This is a genomic window from Pseudonocardia kunmingensis (genome assembly GCF_006716445.1).
Lineage (GTDB): Bacteria > Actinomycetota > Actinomycetes > Mycobacteriales > Pseudonocardiaceae > Pseudonocardia > Pseudonocardia kunmingensis.
In genome coordinates this window covers 1411849-1438213 of record NZ_VFPA01000001.1, presented here as the reverse complement: position 1 = coordinate 1438213, position 26365 = coordinate 1411849, and the positions used below count along the sequence as shown (strand labels likewise).

Here is a 26365-nt window from a genome sequence, read left to right as displayed (position 1 = left end):
GACCCGGTCGACGTCATGGGTCTCCGGTCGCGATCGCAGACACATGGTGTCGATGCGGCGCGGGGCGGTCCGGGGCCGTCCAGGCGCTCTTGATCGGCGGAAACGCGACATGTGCTGCATGGCTGCGGCTGAGGTCCCCGGTTCGCTGATCACGGCTGTGTCGGAGGGGTTCTTGAACGGGACCACAGCCGGATGAGTGGCACCCGGCGGGGACGGGCTCGTCGTGGAAGGAGCTGCGGCGGGTGCGCCGGTGGTCGCGGGCCGGCCGCTGCGCGACCCGGTGGACGTCCACGGCCGTCGCCCTGAGCCGGTCCGGCTCGGCCGACACGCCGTGCCCGGGTCGGTCCGCCGCGCCGGCAGCGCCTACCCTCCGATGCCATGACGCAGAAGGTGCGGGTCGCTGTCGTGTTCGGGGGCCGGAGCAGCGAGCACGCCATCTCCTGCGTCTCCGCCGGAGCCGTGCTGTCGCACCTCGATCCGGAGCGCTTCGAGGTCGTGCCGGTCGGCATCACCCGCGACGGGGCCTGGGTGCTGGGCACCTCCGACCCCCGCGAGCTCGTGATCTCCGACCGGGCACTGCCGTCGGTCGACGCGAGCGGCACCGCGCTGGCCCTGCCCGGGGACCCCACGCGCGGTGGGCTCGTCGTCCTCGACGCGGACCGGGCCGGCGAGGTGTTCTCGGGCGTCGACGTCGTGTTCCCGGTGCTGCACGGCCCGTTCGGCGAGGACGGCACGATCCAGGGGCTCCTGGAGATGGCCGGCGTGCCCTACGTGGGCGCGGGCGTGCTCGCGAGCGCGGTGTCGATGGACAAGGAGTTCACCAAGAAGCTGCTGGCGGCCGAGGGCCTCCCGGTCGGCGAGCTGGTGGTCCTGCGCCCCGGCACGGCGACGGTCACGCCCGCGCAGCGCGACCGGCTCGGCCTGCCGGCGTTCGTCAAGCCGGCCCGGGCCGGCTCGTCGGTGGGGATCACGCGCATCACCGACTGGGCCGACCTGGACGACGCGATCGCGCTGGCCCGCGAGCACGACCCGAAGGTGCTCGTGGAGGCGGCCGTGGTCGGACGCGAGGTCGAGTGCGCCGTGCTCGAGCTCCCCGACGGCAGCGTGCGCGCCAGCGTGCCCGCGGAGATCCGGATCGTCGGCACCACGGCAGGCGGCGCCACGCCGGACTTCTACGACTTCGAGGCCAAGTACCTCGACGACGTCTGCGAGTTCGACATCCCCGCCAAGCTCGACGACGACGTGGCCGAGCGGCTGCGCGCCATGGCGGTGGACGCCTTCCGCGCCGTCGACGGGCAGGGCCTCGCGCGCGTCGACTTCTTCGTCGGACCCGACGGGGAGCTCACGGTCAACGAGGTCAACACGATGCCCGGCTTCACCCCGATCTCGATGTACCCGCGGGCGTGGGCGGTCACCGGCGTCGACTTCGCGACGCTGCTGACCACGCTGGTCGAGACGGCGCTCGCCCGCGGTACCGGCCTGCGCTGAGGCGGTGCGGTCACCATCACGCGTCCGCGCAGCGGTCTGGGGGCGGTCGCGAGCGCGCTCGTCATCCTGTGGGCCGAGATCGTCCACAGCCGGGCCTCACGGTCTCTCGTCGGCGCCGATCGAGGCGGCTCCGAGGCGATCGTCGTCCTCGGCACCTGGGAGAACGTGGTGAACGCGGTTCAGCCCTAGTGTCCCCCACCGGAAGCCCGCCGAATAATTCGGCGGCCCAGCCCCACGCAGCGCGAACCTGGATCCACCGACTTACCCAGCGAACTTCCGGCGGGGGACACTAGTGAGGCCAGCCTCGGACCGCCAAGGTGGGTGGTCGCCGTGGTTGGGTCCGTTTCGGTTGAGTGCGGGCTGGGGAGCGGTCCGAGGCTGTCCGGGTAAGCGATCGCGGCTTCGCCGCGTGGCTGGCCGCTGGCCAGCGCGCCGGGATGGGGCCAGGCTGCCGGTATGGCCACGCCGGTAACGGTCAACGACGTCCTGGACGGGCATGTCGGACTCGATCTGGAGTGTCTGGACCGGATCTACCTCAACGCCTACGTGCCGAACCTACAGGTCGGCGGGCAGGTCGTGTCCTTCCTGACCGCGCATCTGGGGTATCCGATCCCGTCGCCGGCGATCTTCGACAAGATCGGCACTGCGTTCCGCGCCGCGGTGGACCGGTTCGCTGCCGACGAGCACATCCCGGTGGTGCGGTTCGCGAAAACCGACCGCAAGATCGACAGGATGGGCCGCTACCTGGCCCGACAGGCCGCCACCGGGCGGTCAGGGGTGGCCGCGATCGGGATCGCCCAGGAGTTCGCCCAGGTGTTCTCGCCCAGCAAGAAGGGCCAGGGCAACGCGGTCTGGTTCTCCTTCACCAAGGCCAAGAGGCGGGTCAGCTGCTACTACTTCTACCTCTGGGATGACGAGTTCGGGCCGGGGTTCATCAAGGTCTGCTCCTACTTCCCCTACCCCGCCAAGGTCTGGATCAACGGCCACGAGTGGGCCAAACGCCAGGCCACCCACGCCGGCATCGGCTACCGCGAGCTGTCCAACGGGTTCGCCGCCACCGACGACCCGGCCCGGCTGCAGGCCATCTGCGACCGGTTGGGCCCGGCCACCATCGAAGCGTTCGTCGAGCGCTGGCTGGCGGTGCTGCCGTTGCCGCTCACCGAGGCCGATCGGGCCGCCGGCTACTGGTGGGAGCTGTCGATGCGCCAGGTCGAGGTCTCCCGCACGATCGTGTTCACCCAGCCCCGCCACGCGCGATCGTTCTTCGAAGCGCTGGTCACCGACAACCTTGACATCGGCCGCCCGGAACAGGTCGAGCTGATCTTCTCCCGGTGGCCGACCCGGCGCGGCCGACCGTCCGGGCAGCAACGGTTCTCCACCTGGCTGGTCACCCAAGGCACCCAAGTCACGGTGAACGCCGCCTACAAACACTCCCGGATCAAGCAGTATCTGAAAGACGGTCGCGCGCTGCGCATCGAAACCGTCGTCAACGACACTGCCGACCTGGGCTGCCTGCGCCGCCTGCACCACCTGCCCGAGCTACAAGCCAGGGCCCGTGCGGCCAACCGCCGCCTGCTCGATACTGAACGGGTCGGTCAGGGCTGCGTCCTTGCGAGTCCAGCCTTTGAGCGGATCGCGCACCCCACCCGCACCCGGGAGGGGCGGAGGGCCCCGGCCCTGCGGTTCGGCGACCCTCGGGTCCAGGCCCTGGCCGGCGCGCTCTGCCACACCCTGCTCGCCGTCACCGGCATCACCAACAAGAGCCTGCGCGCCTTGATGACCGGACTGCTCGTCGAGCCCAACCACACGAACTACAGCATCAGCCGGGCCAGCTACGACCTGACCCGCCTGCGCCGCAACGGACTGATCGAACGCCTCCCCGGCCGCAACCTCTACCGGCTCACCCCGGACGGCCTCGCCTTCGCGATCTTCTACAGCAAGGTCCACAACCGGGTCCTGCGACCGCTGCTCGCCACCACCGACGCGCCACACGCACCACCACCGCTCAAGGCCGCGCTACGCACCATCGACACACAAATCGACGCCCGGCTGGCAGCGGCCCGGCTACCGACCACGACTGCCTGAAACTCTGGACAAGTGCCGAACTCCTAGCGACCAAGGATCGCTAGCGACCAAGGATCGCTAGCGAGGGAACATGTGGTGCGACAGGATCCGCTCGGCTAGCTAGCGCAGCTCGGCGTGCCCGTGCACCAGGCGGGTGAGGGCCGGCCCCAGCGCGTGCCGGTGCTCGCCCACCCGGACCCAGCGTGGCCCGCCGAACGGCGCCTGCTCCTCGACCACGATCACGACGCCGGGGTAGATGCCCAGCTCGCCGAGGTAGCGCAGGGCGGCGCTGTCGCGGTCGGACACCCGGTCCACGTGGAAGCGGCCGCCGGTTGGCGCCGCGTCGAGCGACTCGCCCCAGCCCTCCTCGTGCGGGCCGTCGCGGGGCGGGATCGGGTCGCCGTGCGGGTCGTGGGTCGGGTGGCCCAGCGCGGCGTCGATGCGCTCCTCGAGCCGCTCGGACAGCGCGTGTTCCAGCAGCTCCGCCTCGGCGTGCACCTCGTCCCAGGGGACGTCGAGCATCCGGGCGAGGAACGTCTCCAGCAGCCGGTGGCGCCGGACGACGCGCAGCGCGGCCCGCTCCCCGGACGCGGTGAGCTCCAGCGAGCGGCTGTCCGGGCGGACCAGCAGGCTCCCGTCCTCCAGGCGCTTCACCATCGCCGAGACCGACGGGGCCGACACCCCGAGCTCGGTGGCGAGCTGGCCGGTGGTGACCGGCTCGCCCCGATGGGCGAGGTGGTAGATCGCCTTGAGGTAGTCCTCGGTCGCCCGGGACATGGTCACCATGGCAGAAATCGTATGCCGCTCAGCGCACGGCCACAGCGGTGGCGGGCAGGGTGGCGCGCACCACCTCGGAAACCTGCTGCAGCGGCCCGCTGCCTGCGTCGACGGGGGTGGTCAGCGCCACGTACACCGGCCGGTCCACGGCGATGTAGCTGACCTGCACCGGCTCGGGGAGGCCGTCGTCGATCTGCAGCCAGCGCACCCCGTTGACCTCCAGCAGGGCCGAGGTCGGTGTGAGCTCGACCGGGCGGGGCAGCCCGCAGCGCAGCACGACCGGCCGCGGCGCCGCCGCCCAGGCCCGCACACCCGGCAGTTGCTCGGCCTCGGCGATCGGGCGGGGCGGCATGGGGCCGTCCGGGCCGTCCAGCTCAGCGGGGAGAGCGGCCAGCAGGCTCTGGCACTCCGGTCCGCCCGCGGCGGGGGAGTCGACGGGGGCGACCGCGAGCGGCCCGGTGTCGGGCGGCGGCGGCGCGCCGACGCCCTGCACCCGCGCGGCGACGGCGATCGCGGCCACCGTGACGGCGAGCAGCAGCGGCAGCGCGATCGCGATCGCCACCGGCAGGGAGACCCGGGTGCGCACGGGAGGTCAGGAGAGGTGCACCACCGGGCAGGTCAGCGTGCGCGTGATGCCGCTGACGCCCTGCACCTGCGCGACGACGAGCTGCCCGAGGAGGTCGACGTCGTCGGACTCGGCGCGCACGATGACGTCGTAGGGCCCGGTGACGTCCTCGGCGGAGACGACGCCGGTGATCTTGGAGATCTCGGCGGCGACGGCGGCGGCCTTGCCGACCTCCGTCTGCACCAGGATGTAAGCCTGCACCACGGCGAGCCCCTTCCAGTTCGATCGTTGGGCGTAGGAGAGTCGGAAGCCGAACGTACCGGAGGAGGCGCCCGTGCCCACATCGCAACCGCCCCCGACCGGCGCGGCGGAGGCGGAGAACACACTCGCCGGTATCGGCGAGTTCGGTCTGATCGACCGGCTCACCGCCGAGCGCGCGCCGACGCCCGCCACGCTGCTCGGGCCGGGTGACGACGCCGCGGTCGTGGCCGCGCCGGACGGCCGCGTGGTGGCGAGCACGGACGTGCTCGTCGCCGGCGTGCACTTCCGCCTGGACTGGTCGAACCCCGAGCAGGTCGGGCGCAAGGCGGCGGCGGCCAACCTCGCCGACATCGCCGCGATGGGTGCGGTGCCCACGGCACTGCTCGTCGGGCTCGCCTGCCCGCCCGACACCCCGGTCGAGACGCTCACCGGGCTGACCGACGGCCTCTGGGCGGAGGCGCGATCGGTGGGGGCGGGCGTCGTCGGCGGCGACGTGGCGTCCTCGGGCACGCTGGTGCTGTCGGTCACCGCGCTCGGCTCGCTGGAGGGGCGGGACGCGGTGACGCGCGCCGGCGCCCGCCCCGGCGACCGCGTGGCGATCGCCGGCCGCGTCGGATGGGCGGCCGCGGGGTGGGCCGTGCTGGCGCGTGGCTTCCGCTCACCGGTGGCAGTGGTGTCCGCGCACCGGGTGCCCGAGCCGCCCTACGGGGCGGGCCCGCAGGCGGCCGACGGGGGCGCAACGGCGATGATCGACGTCTCCGACGGCCTGCTCGCCGACCTCGGCCACGTCGCGCGGGCCTCCGGGGTGCGCATCGACGTGCGCAGCGCCGCGTTCGAGGTGCCCTCCCGGCTCGTCGACGTGGGCGCGGCGCTCGGCGTGGACCCCCTGCACTGGCTGCTCACCGGCGGCGAGGATCACGCCCTCGCCGCGACCTTCCCCGGCGCGCTCCCGGACGGCTGGACCGCGATCGGCACGGTGTCCGAGGGGGAACCGGAGGTCATGGTGGACGGGCGGGCCTACGACGGCGGGCCGAGCGGTTGGGAACACTTCACCCGCTGAGCCCGTGATCGCCGGTTCAGTGCGGCTGCTGTCGCGCCTGCAGCACTGAGCGCACCGAACCGCCGATCACTGCAGCGAGCGGACCGTCGTGTCGACGACCTCGGCGAGCTCAGCGGGGTCGTGGCCCGCTCTGGCCCGCACGCGCAGCCCGAGCACGAGGGTGAACAGGATCTCGGCCGTGGCGGCGGCGTCGAGGCCGGCACGCAGCGCACCCTCACGGCACCCGCGGTGCAGCACCTCCCGCAGCGCCCCGCGGGTGACGTCGAACGCCGCCTGGGTGCGCAGGTCGACGTCCGGGTCGTCGGCACCGAGCTCCGTGGCCGTGTTGACGACGAAGCAGCCGCGGGCCGCGGTTCGGTCCTCGGGCAGGCCGACCATCCGGATCAGCCAGTCGCGGAGCACCTGCGGCGCCGGCCCGCGGCACAGCAGGTGCTCGCGCGCCTCGGCGGACTCGGTGGCGCGGTAGTGGTCGAGCGCGCGCAGGAAGAGCGCGTGCTTGTCGCCGAAGGTGCGGTAGAGGCTGCTCGGCGACAGCCCGAGCTCGTCGCCGAGATCACGCGTCGAGGTGGCGTGGTAGCCGCGCCGCCAGAACAGGTCGGTGGCGCGCGCCACCACGTCCTGCTCGTCGAACTCCCGGGGCCGTGGCACGCCGCCGAGGGTACCAGTTGTGGAGCGATCGTTCCCGTATTAGGGTCCCCGGCCGTATGGGAACGATCGATCCCAAATGGAGGCGGGAATGGAACGGGCGACGGTGGCCCAGGCCGAACGGGCCGGCGTGCGGCGGTGGGCCGCGGTGGTGGCGGTGGCGGTGGGGACCTTCCTGCTGGTCACCGCCGAGCAGTTGCCGGTCGGTCTGCTGACGCCGATCGGTGCGGGCCTGCGCGTGAGCGACGGCGTGGCGGGATTGATGGTCACGGTGCCCGGGATCGTTGCGGCGGTGTCGGCGCTGCTGGTGCCGGTACTGGTCGGGCGCCTGGACCGGCGCGTGTTGCTCGGTGTGCTGATGGCCCTCATGACGCTGGCCAACGTGGTGTCGGCGCTCGCGCCGAGCTACGCGGCGCTGCTGGCGTCGCGGGTCCTGGTCGGCATCGCGATCGGCGGGTTCTGGGCCGTGGCCGGCGGGCTGGCGACCCGGCTCGTGCCCGGTCCGGACGTCCCGCGGGCCACCGCGGTGATCTTCGGTGGCGTCGCGGCGGCCAACGTGCTCGGCGTCCCGATCGGCACGCTGCTCGGCGGGTTCGCGGGCTGGCGGATCGCCTTCGGGGCGCTCGGCGCGCTCGCCGCCGTGGTGCTGGTGGCGCTGTTCGCGCTGCTGCCGAAGCTGGTGGCCACGAGCCCGGTGCGGCCGGGCGTGCTCCTCGCGCAGTTGCGCGAGCCCGCCGTCGCGACCGGGATCCTCGTGACGCTCCTCGTGGTCACGGGCCACTTCGCCGCCTACACGTTCGTGAGCCCGGTGCTGCAGGACCGCGCCGGCGTGCCGGCGGCGCTCGTCGGGCCGCTGCTGCTCGGCTTCGGCGCCGCGGGGATCGTCGGCAACTTCGTGGCGGGTGCCGCGGTGGCCCGTCGGCTGCGCCGGACCGTGCTGGGGATCGCCGTTGCGCTCACCCTCGTGCTCGCGCTGTACCCGCTGCTCGGCACCGGCGCCGCCGGCGGCACCGCGCTCCTGCTGCTGTGGGGGCTGGCCTACGGCGGTGTCTCGGTGAGCCTGCAGAGCTGGATGGTCGCGGCGGCGCCCCGCGCGGTGGAGGCGGCCACCGCGCTGTGGGTGGCGGTGTTCAACCTCGCCATCGGGCTCGGTGCCCTCGTGGGCGGGCTCGTCGTCGACCGCACCGCGCTCACCGGTGTCCTGTGGCTGGCCGCGGCGCTGTTCCTGCTCGCTGCGCTCGTCGTACGGTTCGGCGGCCGTCGAGGGCGGTGATCGAAGTGGCGGTGACCGAAGTGGCGGCTATCCCGGGTGGGCCTACGACGGCGGGTCGGGGGGCTGGGACCACCTCGCCGGCCGTTGATGAACCGTGGGCTTGTGCGGCGCGTGCGCGGGTCATACGGTGACCTGACCAACAGCGGACCTCGACGATGTCGGCGCGACCGGGCATTCCGCCCCGTCACCGGCACCAGGGTCGGGCCCACTCCCTTGGCAGGTGTCGCACCGTTGCGCCGCCGGTCTGCAGTGCCGAGGGAGCACCCCAATGTCTCTGCACGTGTCCGCCACGGACGTCCCCGAGGACACCGCCCGGGTCGGGGTCATGACCTTCACGACCACGGCCGTGTACGGCAACGAGTCGTCCCTGATGATCGCGACGCGGCCGCCCGGCTACCACTCGACGCCCCATACGCACGAGTGCGAGCAGCTGAACTGGCTGCAGGCGGGTGAGGTGTGGGTCTTCATCGAGGACCGCGCGTTCCACATGCGGGTGGGTGACTTCCTCCGGGTGCCTGCGGGTGCGGTGCACTGGGCGTGGAACAAGTCCGACGCCCCCTGCACCCTCGTGGAGGTCCACGCGCCGGGGATGCAGCACGACCCCACCGTCGCCGCGTTCGCCGTGGGCCTGTTCGGCGAGCGCGAGGAGCCCGACCCGGCGGGGACTCCGATGAACCGGTTCCTGCCCGAGGACTCGGACTTCGACCCGCGCATCGCCGAGGAGCAGGCGCGATGACCGCGGTGGCTGTCGCCTCGGAGCTGGAGGTCCCCCGCCGCTGGTGCGATGCTGCCACGATGCGGCCCCGCGTCAGCCTGATCGTCGTCGGGTACGCCAAGGTGCCGCGCACGTCCGGCGCACACGGTGCCACCGACCTGCTTGCGGTCAGCCTGCGCATCGACCCCGCGACCGGCACGGTCGTGGAGGCTGATTCGACCGCGGTCAGCGCGATGCACCGAGCCTGGGTGAACGAGCTGTTGCTGGGCGTCGACTTCTCCGCCGACATCTCGGGCGTACTCGCCGAGATCGACGAGAGCTACCTGAGCAATGCTGCGGGCTCGCTGAAGCAGGCGATCGCCGACGCCTGGCGGCGTTACGCGTCCCACCGCGCCCGCTGACCCGCGCGCACCCGCCGTTCCCCGTGCGGCGGGGACCCACCGTGTCGAGGGAGAACCCCGGATGCTGATCCGCCCTGCGCCCACGCTGCTCCGGAACGCGTTGCAGGACCGCGTTCCGGTCGTGGTGCCGGGCTGTCACGACCCGCTGAGCGCGCGTCTCGCCGCGGAGGCCGGTGCCGCCGCGGTATTCCTCGCCGGCAGCGCCGTCGGGCGGGCGCTCTTCGACACGCCCGACGTGCCGCGGTGGGGAGCGCGGACCTACCTGCGCTACGTCGAGCTGGTGTGTGCCGCGTCGCCGCTGCCGGTGATCGTCGACGGTGAGGACGGGTTCGGTAACACGGTGGCGCTTTGCGGCGAGCTCGCCGCAGCCGGCGCGGCGGGAGTGGTCGTCGGCGACTCCGCCGCCGGCGAGGACCTGCGCCCCGCCGGCGGGTTCGCCGCCGACATCACCGAGGCGCGACGTTGCTGCGACCTGGTGTTCCTCGCCCGCACCGACGGCATCGCGCACGACCGGCCGGACACCTTCCGCCGGATGCGGCAGTACCGCGAGGCCGGCGCCGAGCTCACGATCGCGCTGCTCACTCCCGTGCTCCGCGCGGAGAGCGAGGCCGAGCAACTCGCGACGTTCGCGGAGCTCGCCGGCGCGGCAGGGGGCCGTCTCGCATTGCACGCCCGGCGGGCCGGTGACCTGCCCCCGCCGTCCCTCCTCCCCGACGGAGTCGCCGCCGTGCTCGTGACCGGCGTCTCCGTCCCGACCTCCACCGACCACATCACCCGCGTGCTGACCGCGCGCTGACGCCGGGGGCCGACCCCGCCGACGAGGAAGGCGACTCGATGATGACGACGCCACCCGACATCGAGAGCAGGACCCTCCGCAAGATCATGTGGAAGTTCATCCCCCTGCTGTGGTGCTGCTACTTCGCGCTGTACCTGGACCGCCTCAACGTGTCCGTCGCCGCGCTGACGATGAACGAGGACCTCGGCATCAGCCCGGCGGTCTTCGGGCTGGTCGCAGGCGTGTTCTTCTGGACCTACTCGCTGCTCGAGGTCCCGAGCAACTACGTGGTCTCCCGGGTCGGCGTGCAGGTGTGGGTCACCCGCATCATCATCAGCTGGGGACTGGTGACGATGCTGACCGCTGCCGCGCAGGGGGAGGTCAGCCTGATCCTGCTGCGGCTGCTGCTCGGCGCTGCGGAAGCCGGCTTCGCACCCGCGATGATCGTGCTGATCGGGCTATGGTTCCCGGCGTCCAAGCGGGCCGGGGCGATCTCGCTGATGGCGGTCGCGGTGCTGATGTCGGGCTTCGGGACACCGCTGTCGGCCATGATCATGACGAGCACGGACGGCCTGCTCGGCCTGCCCGGCTGGCGGTGGATGTTCCTGATCACCGGCCTTCCCGCGGTCGTACTCGGCTTCGTCTTCTACAAGGTCATCCGCAACGGGCCGAGCGAGGCGACCTTCCTGGACCCCGACGAGAAGCGGTGGTTGATCACGCGCCTGGAGGCCGACGCCGCCGACCTCGGCGGGAACGCCGCCCACCCGTTCCTGCGCGGGGTCCTCAACCCGCGCGTCGCGTTCCTCGTCGTCATGTACATCCTCTTCGCGTTCAGCCTCTTCGGTTTCCAGTTCTTCATCCCGCAGATGCTCCAGCAGTTCGGCTTCGGCACGAACACCATCGGGTGGCTCGCAGCGCTTCCGCCGCTGCTCGCCGTCGGACCGATGCTTTGGTGGTCGCGGCACTCCGACCGCACGGGGGAGCGGGTGCTGCACTACGCCGCGGCCGCTGCCACCGCCGGGCTCGGTTTCCTGATCGCGGGCTTCTCGATGAGCACGCCGCTGATCGCGATGATCGGCTTCTGCGTCGCCGGGATCGGCCTGTACACGTGCATCCCGATCCAGCTCGCCATCCCGTCGAGCTTCCTCACCGGGGCGGCGCTCGCCGGCGGTATCGGAGCGATCAACGGGCTCGGCAACATCGGTGGATACATCGGCCCGCAGGTCACCGGGATCATCCGCGAGGCCACCGGGAACTTCTTCACGGCGGCGGTGTTCGTGCTCAGCGCGAGCATCACGGGAGCCGCCGTCCTCGCGGTGGTCTTCGCCCTCTGGCAACGCCGCCCGGCGCCGACCGCGCCGTCCCCCGTGGTGCTCGACCCCGCATGAACGGATCCACGAGAGGAACGCACGTGCCGGACACATCCTTCGACGGCCGGGTCGCCGTGATCACCGGAGCGGGGAGCGGGATCGGCGCGGCGACCGCCCGCCTGCTCTCCGCCTCCGGGGCGGACGTGGTGGTCGTCGACGTCGACGAGGACGCCGCCCGAGGCACGGCCGCCGACCTCCCGGGCCGCGCGATCGCCGTCACCGCTGACGTCTCCCGGGAGGAGGACGTCGACAGGTACCTCGAGGCGGCGGTCGAGCAGTTCGGCGCCGTGCACCTGCACCACCTCAACGCCGGTATCGGCGGGAGCACCGCCGCCCCGCCCGACCTCGAGGTGGCGGACTTCGACCGGGTGATGGCGGTCAACCTGCGGGGCCCGTTCCTCGGGTTGCGCGCGGCCTTCCGCCAGTACCGCCGCCAGGGCTGCGGCGGCGCGATCGTCATCACCTCGTCGATCGCGGGACTGCGGGGGAGTCACGACCTGCTGCCCTACCAGATCTCGAAGCACGGTCTGCTGGGTGCGGTTCGCGGTGCTGCCGTGTACGGCGGGCCGAGGGGGGTGCGTGTCAACGCGGTCGCCCCCGGTCTGGTGCCCACCGGGCTCGCGTCCGCTCCCGCTGCCGCCCAGGACATGCGCCGCCGAGGCGGCACCGTGCCGCAGCGCCGCACCGGGACCCCGGAGGAGGTAGCGGATGCCGTGGCGTACCTGCTCGGCGACGCCGCGAGCTACGTCAACGGCGCAGTCCTCTCCGTCGATGGTGGAGCCGCCGCGGTGAGCACGGTGCGGGCATCCGGGGGAGCAGGGGCCTGGGACCCGGCCGACGTGGACGACCCCGTGGGCTGGAGCGGGCCCGTGGGGCGGCGCAGGCGCGCGCGCGTCGGATCCGCGCGAGGGTACGCGGTAGCCGTCCGCGGCCTTCCCGACCTCAGCCCGCGCCCCGCGACCGGTACAGGTCGCGCAGCAGCAGGATCTCCGCGCCGTGGTGGATGGCCTCCCGGTGGATGTGCAGCACCAGTGTGGCCATCGGGTGCTCCGCCCACGGGCCCTCGGCCGGCCCGACCGGTCGGGCGAGCGCCGCGTCGTCCAGCCCGCGCACCCCGCTGATCCAGGCGTCGTAGGTCTCGTCGAGCTGGCGCAGGGCCTCCTCGGCGGTGCCGGCGTAGACGTGGCTCTGGTAGTCCATGGCCGGGCCGCCGAAGTGTGAGCCGGCTCGCGCTCCGAAGACGCCGACGACGACGTGCCCGATCCGCCACGCGATCGTGGTGACCGGCGGCGGGTCGGGCTCCGGGAAGGCGAAATCGATCGTGAACCCGCCGCTGCCGGCCTGCACCGGAGCGGGCGAGGTGCCCCGTGGCCGCACGTTCCAGCTCCCGGGCGCGGGTTCCCAGAAGTACTCGTCGTCGGTGAGCCCGTGCAGCTTCGGGCGGAGGTGGCCCTGCCAGTGCCACTCCAACTGCTCGACGAGCTGTGTCGTCCAGTCGATGCCCATGGCGTGGACGGTAGGGCAGGGCACCGACAACGGCTGGGGTAACGATCTCGTCCTACCCACTCCCGGTCGTCGCCCACCGGTCATAGTCTCAGCCGATCGAGTCGACGATGCCTCGGGAGATACGTCATGCACATGCGCTCGGAGTTCGACCGGCGGCGGTTCCTGCAGGCCACCGGGTTGGCGGCGCTCGGAGGCACGCTCGCGGCGTGTGCATCCGACGACGGGATCGGCGGTGCCGCACCGGAGCCGACCCAGCCCGCGCCCACGGGCACGTTCACCGAGCCGTCGGCGCCGCTGTCCGGCGCGCTGTCGATCCTGATGTGGAGCCACTTCGTGCCCGCGCACGACACGTGGTTCGACCCGTGGGTGCAGGAGTGGGGCAGCCGCGTCGGCCTCCAGGTCACGGTCGACCACATCAACTACGCCGAGCTGCCCGCCCGCACGCAGGCCGAGATCCAGGCGAACCAGGGCCACGACCTGATCCTGCACATCGCGCCGGTGCCGCAGTACGAGCCGAGCGTGCTCGACCTGACCGACGTCGTCACCGAGGCGAACAACCGGCACGGCGAGATGCTGGAGCTCTGCCGGAAGTCCTCGTTCAACCCCACCACCGGCAAGTACTTCGGGTACGCGCCCGCGTGGGTGCCCGACCCCGGCGACTACCGCAAGACCCTGTGGACGCCGGTCGGCCTGCCCGAGGGCCCCACCACCTGGGACGAGCTGCTCCGCGGCGGCACCGAGATCAAGAACAGCCAGGGCGTGCAGCTGGGCATCGGGATGTCCCAGGAGATCGACTCGAACATGGCGGGCCGGGCCCTGCTGTGGTCGTTCGGCGCCTCGATCCAGGACGAGTCCGAGCAGGTCGTCATCAACTCGCCGGAGGCGGTCGCCGCGGTGGAGTTCATGAGCAGGCTCTACCGGGACGCGATGACGCCCGAGGTGTTCTCGTGGAACGCCGCGTCGAACAACCAGGGGCTGGCCGCGGGCCAGCTGTCCTACATCCTCAACTCGCTCTCGGCATGGCGGACCTCCCAGGAGACCGACCCCGAGGTGGCGGCCGACATCTTCTTCTCGCCCGCGCTGCGCGGCCCCGCGGACGCCCGCGCGGCCAGCCACGTCATGTACAACTGGATCGTCCCGAACTTCGCCGCGAACCCGGACGCGGCCAAGGAGTTCCTGCTCCACTACACGGCCAACCTCGACGTCGTGGCGTGGAACTCCAAGCTCTACGACTTCCCGGCCTACACCGACGTCGTCCCCGACCTCGGGAAGTGGCTCGGCGCGGACCCGTTCGGGGCGCAGCCCCCGGACAAGCTCTCCCTGCTCGAGGACGCGGTCGAGTGGAGCACCAACATCGGCTACCCGGGCACGGCCAACACGGCCGAGGGCGAGGTGTTCGCCACGTTCGTCATCCCCAACATGTTCGCCCGCGCCGCGCGCGGCGAGGTGAGCCCGCAGCAGGCCGTCGCCGACGCCGAGGCGCAGATCATCCCGATCTTCGACAACTGGCGTGCGCGCGGCTTGATCGGCACGGGCGGGAGCTGAGCCCTTGAGCACCGTAGAGGTCAAGGAGCTGCGCAAGTCGTTCGACTCGGGTCGCGTGCACGCGATCGACGGGGTCGACCTGGCCACCGGGGAGGGGGAGTACCTGGTCCTGCTCGGCCCGTCGGGCTGCGGCAAGACCACGCTGCTGCGCACCATCGCCGGGCTCGAGGAGCCCACCAGCGGCGACGTGCTGATCGGCGGGCAGGTGGTCACCGGGCTGCCGCCGCGGGCCCGGCGCATCGCGATGGTCTTCCAGAGCTACGCGCTCTACCCGCACAAGACCGTGCAGGCCAACATCGTCTTCCCGCTGCGCGCCGAGGGGGTGCCGCCCCGCGAGCGGGAGGAGAAGGCGCGCACGGCGGCCGAGATGCTGGGCATCGGGCACCTGCTCGCCCGCAAGCCGCGCCAGCTCTCCGGCGGTGAGCGGCAGCGGGTGGCGCTGGCCCGGGCGCTGGTGCGCGATCCCACGGTGTTCCTGCTCGACGAGCCGCTGTCGAACCTGGACGCCAAGCTGCGCACGAGCGCACGCGACGAGCTGAAGCGGTTCCAGCAGGACATCGGCGCCACCACGATCTACGTGACCCACGACCAGAGCGAGGCGATGGGCCTCGGCGACCGGATCGCCGTGCTGTCCGCCGGGCGGGTGCGCCAGATCGGCGCGCCCGTCGAGATCTACGACGACCCCGCCGACACGTTCGTCGCCACCTTCATCGGGTCGCCGCCGATGAACCTCGTGCCGCACGGTGACGTGCTCGTCGGGTTCCGGCCCGAGCACCTGCTGCCCGTCGAGAACGTGGCCGGGGAGCGGGTGACGGCCACGCTGGAGGTGCAGCGGATGGAGTACCTGTCCGGGGACCGGCACGTGTACGGCACGGTCGACCTCGGGGACGGCCCGTGCCGGGTGATCGCCCGGCTGCCCGCCACCGTCGAGACGCCCATCGCGGTCGGCGAGCGGCACGACTTCGCGGTGCCGGGCGCCCGGCTGCGCTTCTTCGACGCCGGGAGCGGTCTGCGCACCGAGCCGGTCCGGCTGGGCGCGTGATGGCACGGTCGGCTCCTCCCGCCGAGGCCGCCCCGCGGACCCGCGAGCGGCCCGTCGAGCTGCGGCGGCGTGGCCTCGCCGACCGCGACGACGTGCTGTCCTGGCTGCTGCTGACCCCGGCGGTGCTCTACATCCTCGCGCTGGTGGGCGTGCCGTTCGTGCTGGCGGTCGCGTTCAGCTTCTCCGACGTCACCGGCGGCGACCCGAGCTTCGACTGGGTGGGCCTGCAGAACTTCGAGCGGGTCTTCGCCGACCCGGTGTTCTGGCGCTCGCTGCGCAACACGTTCCTGTTCACGGCCGTGTCGATGCTGTTCATCGTGATCTTCGGCAAGGTGCTGGCCAACATCCTCATCGCCGATTTCCGCGGCCGCTGGATCGTCCGGTTCTGCGTGCTGCTGCCCTGGACCACACCGGTGGCGCTCTCGACGATCACCTGGCTGTGGCTGCTCGACTCGGTGTTCTCGCCGATCGACTGGGTGTTGCGCCAGGCCGGGTTGATCCAGTCGAACATGTTCTGGCTCGGGCAGCCGACGCTGGCGATGGCCTCGGTGATCGCCGTGCACGTCTGGCGGCTGGTGCCGCTGGCCGCGGTGATCATGATGGCGGGGCTGCTGTCGATCCCGAAGGACGTGCAGGAGCAGGCCGCCGTCGACGGCGCGGGCTACTGGCGGCGGATGTTCGAGGTGACGATCCCGCTGACCGCCCCCGTCATCGCGATCTCGGCGTTGTTCGGCGCGATCTTCACGTTCACCGACATGACCGTCGTCTACGTGCTCACCCGCGGCGGCCCGACCAACGAGACCCAGGTGCTCGCCAGCTGGGCGTTCTTCCGCGGCATCGAGGGCAGCGACGTGGCGCAGGGCGCGGCGATCGCGCTGTTCCTGTTCCCGCTGCTGCTCGCGGCGGCGATCGCGATCCTGCGTGCGGTCCGGCGCATGGAGGTCAGCTGAGATGGACGCGCTCGTCATCACCGACGCCGACCGGCGGCGGTTCGCGCGCAGGCACCGGATGGGCCGGGTCGCGCTGTACGCGCTCGCCGTGCTGTCCGCGCTGGCCGCGGCCGGCCCGTTCGTGTGGGCGGCCATCACCACGTTCAAGCAGGACAGCGACCTCTACCGGCGCGCCAACAACCCGTTCGTCTTCAACGAGCTGCCCACGCGCGACCACCTCGACCTGCTGCTGACCGGCACCGGGTTCGCCACGTTCGCGTGGAACACCCTGTGGGTCGGCGTACTCGTCGTGCTGATCACGCTGGCGCTGTCCCTCCCCGCCGCCTACAGCCTGGCCCGGCTGGACCGCCCGTGGGCGGGCCGGATGGGCATCGCGATCTTCTTCGTCTACCTGGTCCCCCCGACCCTGCTGTTCCTGTCGCTGTCGCGGCTGGTGGTGGCGCTGGGGCTGCAGGACTCCACGTGGTCGCTCGTGGTGATCTACCCGACGATCACGGTGCCGGTGTCGGTGTGGCTGCTCATCGGCTTCCTCAAGACCATCCCGCGCGACATCGAGGAACAGGCGATGGTCGACGGCTACAGCCGCGTCGGGGCCATGGTGCGGGTGGTCGCGCCGCTGCTGTTCCCCGGGCTCGTCGCCGTCGTCGTGTTCGCGTTCACGCTGACGGCCAGCGAGTTCATCTACGCGCTCGCGTTCATCTCGCCCAGCGCGGAGAAGGTGATCAGCACCGGGGTGCCCACCGAGCTGGTGCGCGGCGACGTGTTCTTCTGGCAGTCGCTGCAGGCCGCCGCCGTGCTCGTCGCCGTGCCCATCGCGGTGGTGTTCAACCTGTTCCTCGACCGGTTCATCGCCGGCTTCACCCAGGGCGCCGTCAAGGGCTGAGCGCGGTCACCGACCACACCCCAGCGACCGGACCCGATGTCGAGACCGGTCCGGCGGTTCCGTCCCAGGGGCGGACGCGGCCGCAGTGGCCGCACGACACCGAGGAGGCCCGGCATGACGGTCAAGCGGATGGACAACGTCCTCATCGTGGTCGACGACCTCGACGCCGCTGTGTCGTTCTTCGTCGAGCTCGGCATGGAGCTGGAGGGCGAGGGGCCCGTCGAGGGACGCTGGGTGGAGCGTGTTATCGGGATCGACGGCGTCCGGGAGGACGTCGCGATGCTGCGGACCCCGGACGGCCACGGCCGGGTCGAACTGGCGAGGTTCCACACGCCGAAGGCGATCAGCGCGGAGCCGAAGGACGCGCCGGTGAACACGCTGGGCATCCGGCGCGTCATGTTCGCCGTCGACGACATCGAGGACGTCGTCGCCCGCCTCCGCGCCCGCGGTGCCGAGCTCGTCGGCGAGCTGGTGCAGTACGAGGACAGCTATCGGCTCTGCTACGTCCGCGGCCCCGAGGGCATCATCGTCGGACTGGCCGAGCAGCTCGGCTGACGCCGCGTGCCCGCGCAGGGAGCGGATCACCACGAGTGGGGCCTGCCGTCAGTGTCCCCCGAGGATCGCGGCCGCGGGGCCGTTCAGCCGATGTCGAGCACCGCCTTCCCGTGCAGTCGCCGCTCCAGTAGGGCGGCGATCGCATCCGCGGCGCCGTCCCAGCCGCCGCGCCACGAGATCTGCGGGTCCAGCCGTCCGGCGGCGACGGCGCGGGCGAGCCAGCCGAGGTCGGGGGCCAGGTCGGGGCAGTCCAGCAGGTAGAACGCGGTGATCGAGCGGTCGTGCCGGCCCTCGTTGCCGAAGAACGCGCCGAACGGGAAGTTCTCGCCCCCGTCGGTCGAGTGCCCCACCGAGACGAGGGTGCCGCCCTTCGCCAGTCGCTCGTAGGCGGCCACGAGCTGCCCGCCGCCCACCATGTCGACGATGCCGTCCACCTGGTCGGCGAGGTCGGCGGGGTCGGCCCGCACCTCGTCGGCTCCGAGGGCGCGCAGGCTCTCGCCGTGGCGCTCCGGGTCGCCCGTGGTCGCGACGACGGACGCGCCGCCGAGGCGGGCGAGCTGCACGGCGTAGCCGCCGACGCCCCCGGTGGCGCCGGTGACCAGCACGCGCCTGCCGAGGATCGGCCCGAGCCGGTGCAGGGCGCGCAGGGCGCTCGCGCCGGCGACGGGCACGGTGCTGATCGCGCCGAGGTCCGCGCCCGGGGGGACGGTGCCGATCAGTCCGGTGTCGACGGCGCGCAGCTCGGCCCACGCCCCGTCCGGGGCGAGGGTGACCACGGGGGTGCCGGCTGCCGGCCCGGTCCCGTCCGCCGCGGCGCGCTCGACGACGCCGGCCGCGTCCCAGCCCAGCACCGCCCCGTCCGGGGCGTTCGCGATGCCGAACCGCACCTCCCCGGCGTTCAGGGACGTGGCCGTCACCCGGACCAGCGCCTGGTGCGGTGCCGGCACGGGATCGGCGGTCGTGCCGAGATGCAGGCCGCCGGGTGCGGAGCGGTCGACGAGGAGAGCGCGCACGGTCGTGAACCTCCACTGAGAAGCTAACGCCACTGAGAGGCGTAGGCGTACGAGCGGCGTTGGCGCCCGGGATACAGTGAGTGGCGATGGACACGCCGTCGCCCGCCGGGCTGCCGCTGCGGGAGCGCAAGAAGCTCCGCACGCGGCATGCCCTCGTCGACACCGCCCTGCGGCGGTTCACCGCCGACGGCTTCGACGCCACCACGCTCGACGACCTGTGCGCCGAGGTGGAGGTCTCCAAGCGCACGTTGTTCCGGTACTTCACGAGCAAGGAAGACCTCGCGCTCGCCCCGACCCACGACATGTGGACCGCGTTCCTCGCCGAGCTCCGCGTCCGCGAGCCGGCGGACGGTTCGACGCTCCTGGAGCTGCTCCAGGACACCCTGCTCGTGGTGCTGGCCCGGATGCCCCGCGACGGGTGGGCCGAGCGCGCCGCGGCCAGTTGCCGGCTGGCCGGGAGCACCCCGTCGATCAGTGCTCACGGGTTGCAGTTCTGCGACCGCACCACGCGGGCCGCGATCGCGGTCGTGGCAGAGCGCTTCGGGGTGGTCGAGGACGACCTGCGCCTCCGGCTCGCCCTCGACGTGGTGGTGGCGGCGTTCCGCGCCGCGCTCGAGCGGTGGGCGTCCCGGCCCGGTGCGGCTGCTCGCGAGGAACTGCCGGAGCGCCTGCGGGAGGCGTTCGCCGCGGTGCCGGGCAGCGTGCGGATGACACTGCCGGGGCTCTGACAACCCACAAGATCCGCGATATCGGTTGCCCATGGCTGCGCGCGCAACCATGGACGACCGATACTTCGGATCTTCGGGAGCCTCAGCTGCGCGGGACCGGGACCCCGCGGATCGAGGCGTCGAGCAGCTGCACCGGGTGCAGCAGGGGGAGGTCCTGCCCGAGGTGCTTGCCGATCTGCAGCAGGCATCCCGGGTTGGCCGTGACCACCAGGTCCGGCGCCACCGACCGGACGTTCCCGGCCTTGCGGGCCCCGAGCTCGGCGGCGGCCTCCGGCATGATCATGTTGTAGATGCCGGCCGAGCCGCAGCACAGCGCGGCCTCGGGCAGGTCCACCAGCTCCAGGTCCGGGATCGAGCGCAGCACCTCGCGCGGCTGGCTGCGCACCTGCTGGGCGTGGCCGAGGTGGCAGGCGTCGTGGTAGGCCACCCGCCCGCGGAACGGGTGCCTCGGGGCACGCGGCCCCAGCTCCGCGAGCACCTCGTGGACGTCGCGCACCCGCTTGCTGAACGCCGCCGCCCGCTCGGCCCACTCGGGGTCGTCGGCGAGCAGGTGGCCGTACTCCTTCATCGACGAGCCGCAGCCCGCGACGTTGGTGACGACGTGGTCGACGTCCAGCTTCTCGTAGACCGCGATCTCGCGCTTCGCCCTGGCCAGCGCGCTGTCCTCGCGGCCGGCGTGCAGCTCGAGCGCGCCGCAGCACTGCTGCTCGCGCGGCACCAGGACGTCGCAGCCCTCGGCCGCCAGCACGCGCACGGTGGCCGCGTTGACGCGGTGGAAGAACACGTCCTGCACACAGCCGGACAGCAGGGCCACCCGCGCCCGGCGCTCACCGACCGCGGGGGTGTGCACGGGCAGCCGGGCGAACGCCTCGCGCACCGACACCGGCGGCAGCAGCGACTCCATCGCCCCGAGCCGCCCGGGGAGCTTCCCCGCCAGCTTCGCGACGGCCGGGACCTTGCGCAGCCGCTGGTAGAGCGCGCCGGGCACGGCCGCGGCCCGCAGCCTGCGCTTGTACGGGAACAGCGCGAAGATCGCGTTGCGGAACCAGGCGTCGTTGCGCTCGCGCGGCACGTTGCGCTCGATCTGCGGGCGCACCGACTCCAGCAGCCGGTCGTACTGCACGCCCGACGGGCACGCCGTCACGCAGGCCATGCAGCCCAGGCACCGGTCGATGTGCTCGGTGAACGGGCCGGGCAGCTCGATCTCGCCCTTCTCGGCGAGGTCCATCAGGTAGATGCGGCCGCGCGGGGAGTCCATCTCCTCGCCCCACAGCTGGTAGGTGGGGCAGGTCGGCAGGCAGAAGCCGCAGTGCACGCAGTCGTCGAGCAGCTCCCGCTCCGGCGGGCGCCGCTCGTCGAAGGCGCTCGGGCCCGTCTGCGGCAGGTTGGTGTCGGCGGAACCGGCGGGTGTGCTCATCTCACATCCAAGGGTCGAAACGGCCCGGGCCGAGGCGACCCTGCGGGTCGAGCTCGGCCTTGACGGCGCGCAGGACGGCGATCGCGGACGGCGGCGGCCCCCAGGCGGGGACACCCGAGCCCGCCGGGCGGGAGCGCAGCACGGAGGTGCCGCCCGCGGCGTGCACCCGGGCGTGCGCGTCGGCGACGGCGTCCGGCGGGAGGGCGACGGTGGCGACCCCGGTGCCGAGACCCGCGGTGACGGACGAGGCGGGCAGGTCCGCGAGCACGCCGGGCAGCCGCGAGGGCCGCACCCCGATGCGCAGGACGGCGAGCTCAGGCGTGCCGCGCACGAGCGAGGCGTGCCGCTCCCAGGCCTCCGACTGACGAACGGCACTCTCGTCGGTACCTAGCCGACGAGAGTGCCGTTCGTCGGGAGCGTCGGGGGTGCCTGTGCGGACCGGGCCCCGGGTGCCGGGCTGCGTGTCGGCTGCGTCCGGGGCGAGGGCCTCGGCGCCGTGCGAGTCGGGGCCGGGCGCGTCGAGCGCGTCCGCGGCATGCGCCTCCGGACGAACGGCACTTTCGTCGGTACCTAGCCGACGACGAATGTGCCGTTCGTCGGAGTCGCGCGGAGTCGCGCCCAGCGCCTTCCGCAGGCGCTGCAGCCTCGCGTCCAGGGCGTCCTCGGTGCCCTCGACGCGGATCAGCAGGGTGCCGTCGCTCGTCCACTCCAGGGCCGCCGGCTCGTAGGGGCCGCCGAGCACGGTGGCGGCGTGCGCGGCCGCTTCCTCCAGGGAGCACGGGACGGCGAGCGTGGCGGTGCGTTTCGGCACGGGGTGCAGCCGCAGGACGACCTCGGCCAGCACGCCGAGAGTGCCGTAGCTGCCGTGCAGCAGCTTGGCGAGGTCGTAGCCGGCGACGTTCTTGATGACGTGCCCGCCGCTGCGGGCCACGGTGCCGTCGGCCAGCACGACCGTGACGCCGATGACGAGGTCGCGCATCGACCCGAACACCAGCGCCGCGGGTCCGGCGTCGGCGGTGGCGACGAGCCCGCCCACCGTGGCGCCGTCGGCGGCGTGCGCCGCGTCGAACGCCACGTGCTGGCCGTGCGGGGCGAGGTCGGCCTGCAGCTCCCGCAGCGGGGTGCCGGCGTGGACCGAGACCGTCATGTCGCCGGGGTTGTGCGTGATCACCCCGGTGAGGCCGGTGGTGTCGAGGACGTGGTCGACCGGGCCGAGCGGGGCTCCCCAGTCCGTGGCCGTGCCCGCCCCGGCGATCCCGATCGGGCCCGCGGTGTCGAGCACCGCGTCGCGCAGCGAGCGCAGGTCGGTGGGGCGCAGTGTGGTCGCGGTGTTCACAGGCGCTCGATCACTCCCGACTCCTCCAGGGGGTGGGGCCGGTACTTGCCGGGCCGCTCGCCGCACAGCCGCGGCGTGGGCAGCACCTTGCCCGGGTTGCACAGGTGGCGCGGGTCGAAGGCCGCGCGCACGCGGTCCATGACCGCCAGGTCGTCGCGGGAGAACATCTTCGGCATCGAGCACGCCTTGTCCGTGCCGATGCCGTGCTCGCCCGAGAGCGACCCGCCCAGCTCCACGCACAGCTCGGCGATCTTCCCCGACAGCTCCTCGGCGCGCTCGGTCTCCCCGGCCGCGGCGCTGTAGAGCACCAGCGGGTGCAGGTTGCCGTCGCCCGCGTGGAAGACGTTGGCCACGCGCAGCCCGGCGTCGTCACCCATCGCGGCGATCCGGTCGAGCACCTCGGCGAGCCGGGTGCGCGGGACGACGCCGTCCTGCACGAAGTAGTCGGGGGAGATGCGCCCCACCGCGGCGAACGCGGCCTTGCGCCCGCGCCAGATCGCGGCGCGCTCCTCCGGGGAGCCCGCGATGTGCAGGCGGGTGCACCCGTGCCGGTCGCAGATCTGCTTCACCTGCTCGAACTGGACGTCGCACTCCTCGGCGGGCCCGTCCAGCTCGACGACCAGCGCGGCCGGGACGCCCACCGTGTAGCCGGCGTGGACGGCCTCCTCGGCGGCCTCGATGGCGAGCGTGTCCATCATCTCGACCGCCGCCGGGACGATGCCCGCGGCGACGATGTCGGAGACGACGTCCCCGGCCGCGGCGATCGATCCGAAGTCGGCGAGCAGCGTGCGCACCGACTCCGGCGTGCGCAGCAGCCGCACCGTGATCTTCGTGGTGATGCCGAGGGTGCCCTCGGAACCGAGGAACACCCCGCGCAGGTCCGGCCCGGCCTGCTCGCCGGTGTCGGTGCCCAGCGTGACGAGCGACCCGTCGGGCAGCACGACCTCGCAGGACAGCACGTGGTTGGTGGTGAAGCCGTACTTGAGGCAGTGGGCGCCGCCGGAGTTCTCCGCGACGTTGCCGCCGATCGTGCACACCTGCTGGCTCGACGGGTCCGGCGCGTAGTACAGCCCGTGCGGGGCGGCCGCCGCCGTGATCTCCAGGTTGGTGACGCCCGGCTCGACGACCGCGCGCCGGTCGACCGGGTCGACCTCCAGCACCCGCTTGAGCCGGGCCAGGCTGATCACCACGCCGTCGGCCACCGGGAGCGCGCCCCCGGACAGGCCCGTGCCGGCACCGCGGGCCACGAACGGCACCCCGTGCTCGTGGCACACGCGCACCGCGGCGGCCACCTGCTCCGCGTCGCGCGGCAGCAGCACGAGCTGCGGGACGACGCGGTAGCCGGTGAGGCCGTCGCACTCGTAGGCCCGGCAGCGGACCGGGTCGCTGATGATGTCCGCCGGGTCGAGAACGGACGCGAAAGCGTGGTCGGGACTCATCGACCGGCCCCCTCCGTCGCGGGTCGCTGGCTTGCATGGAGACTACGGCCGCGGTCCGCGGACCGCGCGGTCCTCGGCGCCGCCGGGACCGGGCACGCAGTGATCGAGTGCGCACTGCCGGTGAGCCTTCGGGAGGTCGGAGCGGTGGGTCCCCGCCGGAAGCTGCAGCTGTCCCTCGTCGTCGTGGCGGCCGTCGTCGTGGTGCTGGCGCTCACCGGCGCCGTGGGACCCGCGTCGGTCGACCCCGTGCCGGCGCCCGCTGCCGTCGTCATGAGATGAGTTTCGCTTCCGCAATGCGGAAGTGCAAGTCCGTCTGGTAGAAAAGTCGCCGGGCGGGTACCCGCCGTGCGTGCTGCCGACCGGAGGGTGAGAGATGAGTGCGCAACTGCAGATCGATCCGGCTTTGCGGGAGTTCGTGGCCGACGAGCTGCTGCCCGGCCTCGACCTCGAGCCGGAGTGGTTCTGGTCCACCCTCGCCGCGCTGCACGGCCGGTTCGACGGCCGGATCAAGCTGCTGCTGCAGCGGCGCGACGAGCTGCAGGCCCAGCTCGACGCCTGGCATTCCGAGAACGGTGGGGGCGACGTCGCCGCGTACGAGGCCTTCCTCACCGAGATCGGCTACCTCGTGCCGCCGGCCTCGCCGAAGGTGCAGGTCGACCGCGTCGACGCCGAGATCGCCGAGATCGCCGGCCCGCAGCTCGTGGTGCCGGCCACCGTGCCCCGCTACGCCCTGAACGCGGCGAACGCCCGCTGGGGCTCGCTCTACGACGCGCTCTACGGCACCGACGCGCTGCCGCTCGACCACGAGCTCGCCCCCGGCTACGACGAGGAGCGCGGCGCGCAGGTCATCGCCGAGGCCGACCGGCTGCTCGACGAGTTCTTCCCGCTCGCCCAGGGCAGCCACGCCGACGCCACGGCCTACCGGGTGGAGAACGGGCGGCTGGTCGTCGCGACGGGCACGGGGGAGACCGGCCTCGCCGACGCGGGGCAGTTCGCCGGCCACCGCAGCGGCTCCGACGGCGGCGGCGGGTCGCGGGGCGCGGTCGCGGCCGTCCTGCTGCGCCACCACAACCTGCACGTCGAGCTGACGATCGATCCCGAGCACCAGGTCGGGCGCCAGCACCACGCCGACGTCGCCGACGTCGCGGTCGAGGCGGCCGTCACCACGATCGTCGACCTCGAGGACTCGGTCGCCACGGTCGACGGCGAGGACAAGGCCCTGGCCTACCGCACCTGGCTCGGGTTGATGACCGGGGAGCTCGTCTCGCGCTTCGAGAAGGGCGGCGAGACCGTCGAGCGGCGCGTCAACGGGGACCGGGAGTACACGGCGCCGGACGGCTCCCCGCTCACCCTGCACGGGCGCTCCCTCATGCTCGTGCGCAACTGCGGGCACCACATGTTCACCGACGCCGTGCAGGTGGACGGTGAGCCGGTCGGCGAGGGCGTGCTCGACGCGCTCGTCTCCGCCACCGCCGCGCTGCACGACCTGCGGGGCCTGGGGCGCTACTCCAACTCGCGCGCCGGCAGCGTCTACATCGTCAAGCCCAAGCAGCACGGCCCGGACGAGGTGGCGCTCACCGCCGAGCTGTTCGCCGCCGTCGAGGAGGCGCTCGGGCTGGCGCCGGCCACGCTCAAGGTCGGGATCATGGACGAGGAGAAGCGCACCTCGCTCACCCTCGACGCCTGCATCGCCCAGGCCCAGGACCGCGTGATCTTCGTGAACACCGGCTTCCTCGACCGCACCGGCGACGAGATCCACTCCGACTTCCTCGCCGGCCCGGTCGTGCGCAAGAACGACATGAAGTCCACGGCGTGGCTGCAGGGCTACGAGGACCGCAACGTCGACGTCGCGCTGCGCGCCGGGTTCGTCGGCAACGCCCAGGTCGGCAAGGGGATGTTCGCCAAGCCCGCCGCGATGGCCGAGCTGCTCGCCACGAAGGGCGCCCACCCCGAGGCCGGCGCCAACACCGCGTGGGTGCCCTCGCCGACGGCCGCCACCCTGCACGCGCTGCACTACCTGCGCATCGACGTCGCGGCCCGCCAGCGCGAGCTCGCCGGCCGGGAGACCGACCGGCGGCTGCTGCTCGAGGTCCCGCTGCTCACCGGTGAGCTGTCGGAACAGGAGAGGCAGCACGAGCTGGAGACCAACGCGCAGTCGATCCTCGGCTACGTCGTGCGGTGGGTGGGCCTGGGCATCGGGTGCTCCACCGTGCCGGACCTGGAGGGCGTCGGCCTGATGGAGGACCGCGCCACGCTGCGGATCTCCAGCCAGCTCATCGCCAACTGGCTGCACCACGGCCTGGTCGACGAGGCGGGGGTGCGCGAGACGTTCGCGCGCATGGCCGCGCTCGTCGACGAGCAGAACGCCCGGGAGCCGGGATACGCGCCGATGGCGGCGGACCTCGACGCGAGCCCGTCCTTCCAGGCGGCGCTCGAGCTGGTGTTCACCGGGCGCACCGAGCCGAACGGCTACACCGAGCGCGTGCTGACCACCTGGCGGCGCACCGCCAAGGCCGGCGCCTGAGCTCCCGGCCACAGTTCGGGGGCGACCGAACCG

The 26365-nt window shown here is 72.8% G+C and carries 25 protein-coding genes and 1 pseudogene; 17 read left to right on the top strand and 9 right to left on the bottom strand.

What is annotated here, in order from left to right; genetic code table 11:
* Positions 1 to 378 precede the first annotated feature (378 nt).
* Positions 379 to 1488 (top strand): D-alanine--D-alanine ligase family protein, encoded by a 1110-nt coding sequence (locus tag FB558_RS06865; RefSeq protein WP_142049195.1) that lies wholly within the window; start codon positions 379 to 381, stop codon positions 1486 to 1488.
* Between the two features lie 456 nt (positions 1489 to 1944).
* Positions 1945 to 3573 (top strand): hypothetical protein, encoded by a 1629-nt coding sequence (locus tag FB558_RS06860; RefSeq protein WP_142049190.1) that lies wholly within the window; start codon positions 1945 to 1947, stop codon positions 3571 to 3573.
* A 99-nt stretch (positions 3574 to 3672) separates the two neighbouring features.
* On the opposite strand, the gene FB558_RS06855 is transcribed toward FB558_RS06860, so the two are convergent.
* The 3 genes from FB558_RS06855 to FB558_RS06845 are packed head-to-tail and all read right to left on the bottom strand — an operon-like array spanning position 3673 to position 5158.
* Positions 3673 to 4338, bottom strand: coding sequence for a metal-dependent transcriptional regulator (locus FB558_RS06855; protein ID WP_142049187.1), 666 nt, complete (start codon positions 4336 to 4338; stop codon positions 3673 to 3675).
* 19 nt (positions 4339 to 4357) lie between these two features.
* A complete protein-coding gene (locus tag FB558_RS06850) occupies positions 4358 to 4915 on the bottom strand; it encodes a DUF3515 domain-containing protein (RefSeq protein ID WP_246106286.1) in 558 nt (185 codons plus the stop codon).
* A gap of 6 nt (positions 4916 to 4921) precedes the next feature.
* Complete coding sequence (locus FB558_RS06845; protein WP_142049184.1) at positions 4922 to 5158, bottom strand: Lrp/AsnC ligand binding domain-containing protein; 237 nt, start codon at positions 5156 to 5158, stop codon at positions 4922 to 4924.
* Positions 5159 to 5228: 70 nt separating this feature from the next.
* Between FB558_RS06845 and FB558_RS06840 the strand changes: the two genes are divergently transcribed.
* A complete protein-coding gene (locus FB558_RS06840; RefSeq protein ID WP_142049181.1) occupies positions 5229 to 6215 on the top strand; it encodes a thiamine-phosphate kinase in 987 nt (328 codons plus the stop codon).
* Between the two features lie 66 nt (positions 6216 to 6281).
* Here the strand turns inward: FB558_RS06840 and FB558_RS06835 are convergent, their stop codons facing one another.
* A complete protein-coding gene (locus FB558_RS06835) occupies positions 6282 to 6863 on the bottom strand; it encodes a TetR/AcrR family transcriptional regulator (protein WP_142049178.1) in 582 nt (193 codons plus the stop codon).
* Positions 6864 to 6951: 88 nt separating this feature from the next.
* On the opposite strand from FB558_RS06835, the gene FB558_RS06830 reads away from it, so the two are divergent.
* From FB558_RS06830 to FB558_RS45650, 6 genes and pseudogenes are all read left to right on the top strand, one after another.
* A complete protein-coding gene (locus FB558_RS06830) occupies positions 6952 to 8133 on the top strand; it encodes an MFS transporter (RefSeq protein WP_142049175.1) in 1182 nt (393 codons plus the stop codon).
* 268 nt (positions 8134 to 8401) lie between these two features.
* Positions 8402 to 8869: a cupin domain-containing protein gene (locus FB558_RS06825; protein WP_142049172.1), complete on the top strand. Its 468-nt coding sequence runs from the start codon at positions 8402 to 8404 to the stop codon at positions 8867 to 8869.
* A complete protein-coding gene (locus FB558_RS06820) occupies positions 8866 to 9249 on the top strand; it encodes a DUF3870 domain-containing protein (RefSeq protein WP_142049170.1) in 384 nt (127 codons plus the stop codon). Before FB558_RS06825 ends, FB558_RS06820 begins: the two co-directional genes overlap by 4 nt.
* 61 nt (positions 9250 to 9310) lie before the next feature.
* The gene (locus FB558_RS06815) at positions 9311 to 10045 is read left to right on the top strand and encodes an isocitrate lyase/phosphoenolpyruvate mutase family protein (protein WP_142049167.1); all 735 of its coding nucleotides are present in this window, start codon (positions 9311 to 9313) and stop codon (positions 10043 to 10045) included.
* Between the two features lie 38 nt (positions 10046 to 10083).
* Positions 10084 to 11412 carry an MFS transporter gene (locus tag FB558_RS06810; protein WP_142049164.1) on the top strand — a complete coding sequence of 443 codons (1329 nt, stop codon included), beginning with the start codon at positions 10084 to 10086 and terminating at the stop codon, positions 11410 to 11412.
* A pseudogene (locus FB558_RS45650) lies at positions 11409 to 12164 on the top strand (SDR family NAD(P)-dependent oxidoreductase); the annotation flags it as partial. The gene FB558_RS06810 and the pseudogene FB558_RS45650, both read left to right, overlap by 4 nt.
* Before the next feature lie 172 nt (positions 12165 to 12336).
* On the opposite strand, the gene FB558_RS06800 reads toward FB558_RS45650, so the two are convergent.
* Complete coding sequence (locus tag FB558_RS06800) at positions 12337 to 12900, bottom strand: DinB family protein (protein ID WP_142049163.1); 564 nt, start codon at positions 12898 to 12900, stop codon at positions 12337 to 12339.
* A 126-nt stretch (positions 12901 to 13026) separates the two neighbouring features.
* On the opposite strand from FB558_RS06800, the gene FB558_RS06795 reads away from it, so the two are divergent.
* The 5 genes from FB558_RS06795 (at position 13027) to FB558_RS06775 (ending at position 17875) form a co-directional block, all read left to right on the top strand.
* On the top strand, positions 13027 to 14445 hold the full coding sequence (locus FB558_RS06795) for an ABC transporter substrate-binding protein (RefSeq protein ID WP_246106285.1): 1419 nt from the start codon (positions 13027 to 13029) through the stop codon (positions 14443 to 14445).
* A 4-nt stretch (positions 14446 to 14449) separates the two neighbouring features.
* The gene (locus FB558_RS06790; RefSeq protein WP_142049161.1) at positions 14450 to 15487 is read left to right on the top strand and encodes an ABC transporter ATP-binding protein; all 1038 of its coding nucleotides are present in this window, start codon (positions 14450 to 14452) and stop codon (positions 15485 to 15487) included.
* Positions 15487 to 16437, top strand: coding sequence for a carbohydrate ABC transporter permease (locus FB558_RS06785; RefSeq protein ID WP_142053793.1), 951 nt, complete (start codon positions 15487 to 15489; stop codon positions 16435 to 16437). The genes FB558_RS06790 and FB558_RS06785 overlap by 1 nt, the downstream gene beginning before the upstream one ends.
* Before the next feature lies 1 nt (position 16438).
* The gene (locus FB558_RS06780; RefSeq protein ID WP_142049159.1) at positions 16439 to 17320 is read left to right on the top strand and encodes a carbohydrate ABC transporter permease; all 882 of its coding nucleotides are present in this window, start codon (positions 16439 to 16441) and stop codon (positions 17318 to 17320) included.
* A gap of 114 nt (positions 17321 to 17434) precedes the next feature.
* On the top strand, positions 17435 to 17875 hold the full coding sequence (locus FB558_RS06775) for a VOC family protein (protein ID WP_142049157.1): 441 nt from the start codon (positions 17435 to 17437) through the stop codon (positions 17873 to 17875).
* Positions 17876 to 17958: 83 nt separating this feature from the next.
* On the opposite strand, the gene FB558_RS06770 is transcribed toward FB558_RS06775, so the two are convergent.
* The gene (locus FB558_RS06770; protein WP_142049155.1) at positions 17959 to 18888 is read right to left on the bottom strand and encodes a zinc-binding dehydrogenase; all 930 of its coding nucleotides are present in this window, start codon (positions 18886 to 18888) and stop codon (positions 17959 to 17961) included.
* Positions 18889 to 18974: 86 nt separating this feature from the next.
* Between FB558_RS06770 and FB558_RS06765 the strand changes: the two genes are divergently transcribed.
* Positions 18975 to 19616 (top strand): TetR family transcriptional regulator, encoded by a 642-nt coding sequence (locus tag FB558_RS06765; RefSeq protein ID WP_142049152.1) that lies wholly within the window; start codon positions 18975 to 18977, stop codon positions 19614 to 19616.
* An 82-nt stretch (positions 19617 to 19698) separates the two neighbouring features.
* Here the strand turns inward: FB558_RS06765 and FB558_RS06760 are convergent, their stop codons facing one another.
* Genes FB558_RS06760 through FB558_RS06750 form a run of 3 tightly spaced genes read right to left on the bottom strand, consistent with a single transcriptional unit; the run spans position 19699 to position 23808 of the window.
* Positions 19699 to 21033 carry a (Fe-S)-binding protein gene (locus FB558_RS06760; protein ID WP_142049150.1) on the bottom strand — a complete coding sequence of 445 codons (1335 nt, stop codon included), beginning with the start codon at positions 21031 to 21033 and terminating at the stop codon, positions 19699 to 19701.
* A gap of 1 nt (position 21034) precedes the next feature.
* Positions 21035 to 22369 (bottom strand): FAD-binding oxidoreductase, encoded by a 1335-nt coding sequence (locus FB558_RS44360; RefSeq protein WP_246106284.1) that lies wholly within the window; start codon positions 22367 to 22369, stop codon positions 21035 to 21037.
* Positions 22366 to 23808 carry an FAD-linked oxidase C-terminal domain-containing protein gene (locus FB558_RS06750; protein WP_142049148.1) on the bottom strand — a complete coding sequence of 481 codons (1443 nt, stop codon included), beginning with the start codon at positions 23806 to 23808 and terminating at the stop codon, positions 22366 to 22368. Before FB558_RS06750 ends, FB558_RS44360 begins: the two co-directional genes overlap by 4 nt.
* A 144-nt stretch (positions 23809 to 23952) precedes the next feature.
* Here FB558_RS06750 and FB558_RS45140 point away from each other — a divergent pair, with 144 nt between their 5' ends.
* Together FB558_RS45140 and FB558_RS06745 are read left to right on the top strand one after the other, a co-directional pair.
* Complete coding sequence (locus tag FB558_RS45140; protein WP_281288558.1) at positions 23953 to 24087, top strand: hypothetical protein; 135 nt, start codon at positions 23953 to 23955, stop codon at positions 24085 to 24087.
* Positions 24088 to 24181: 94 nt separating this feature from the next.
* The gene (locus tag FB558_RS06745; protein ID WP_142049146.1) at positions 24182 to 26332 is read left to right on the top strand and encodes a malate synthase G; all 2151 of its coding nucleotides are present in this window, start codon (positions 24182 to 24184) and stop codon (positions 26330 to 26332) included.
* Positions 26333 to 26365 lie beyond the last annotated feature (33 nt).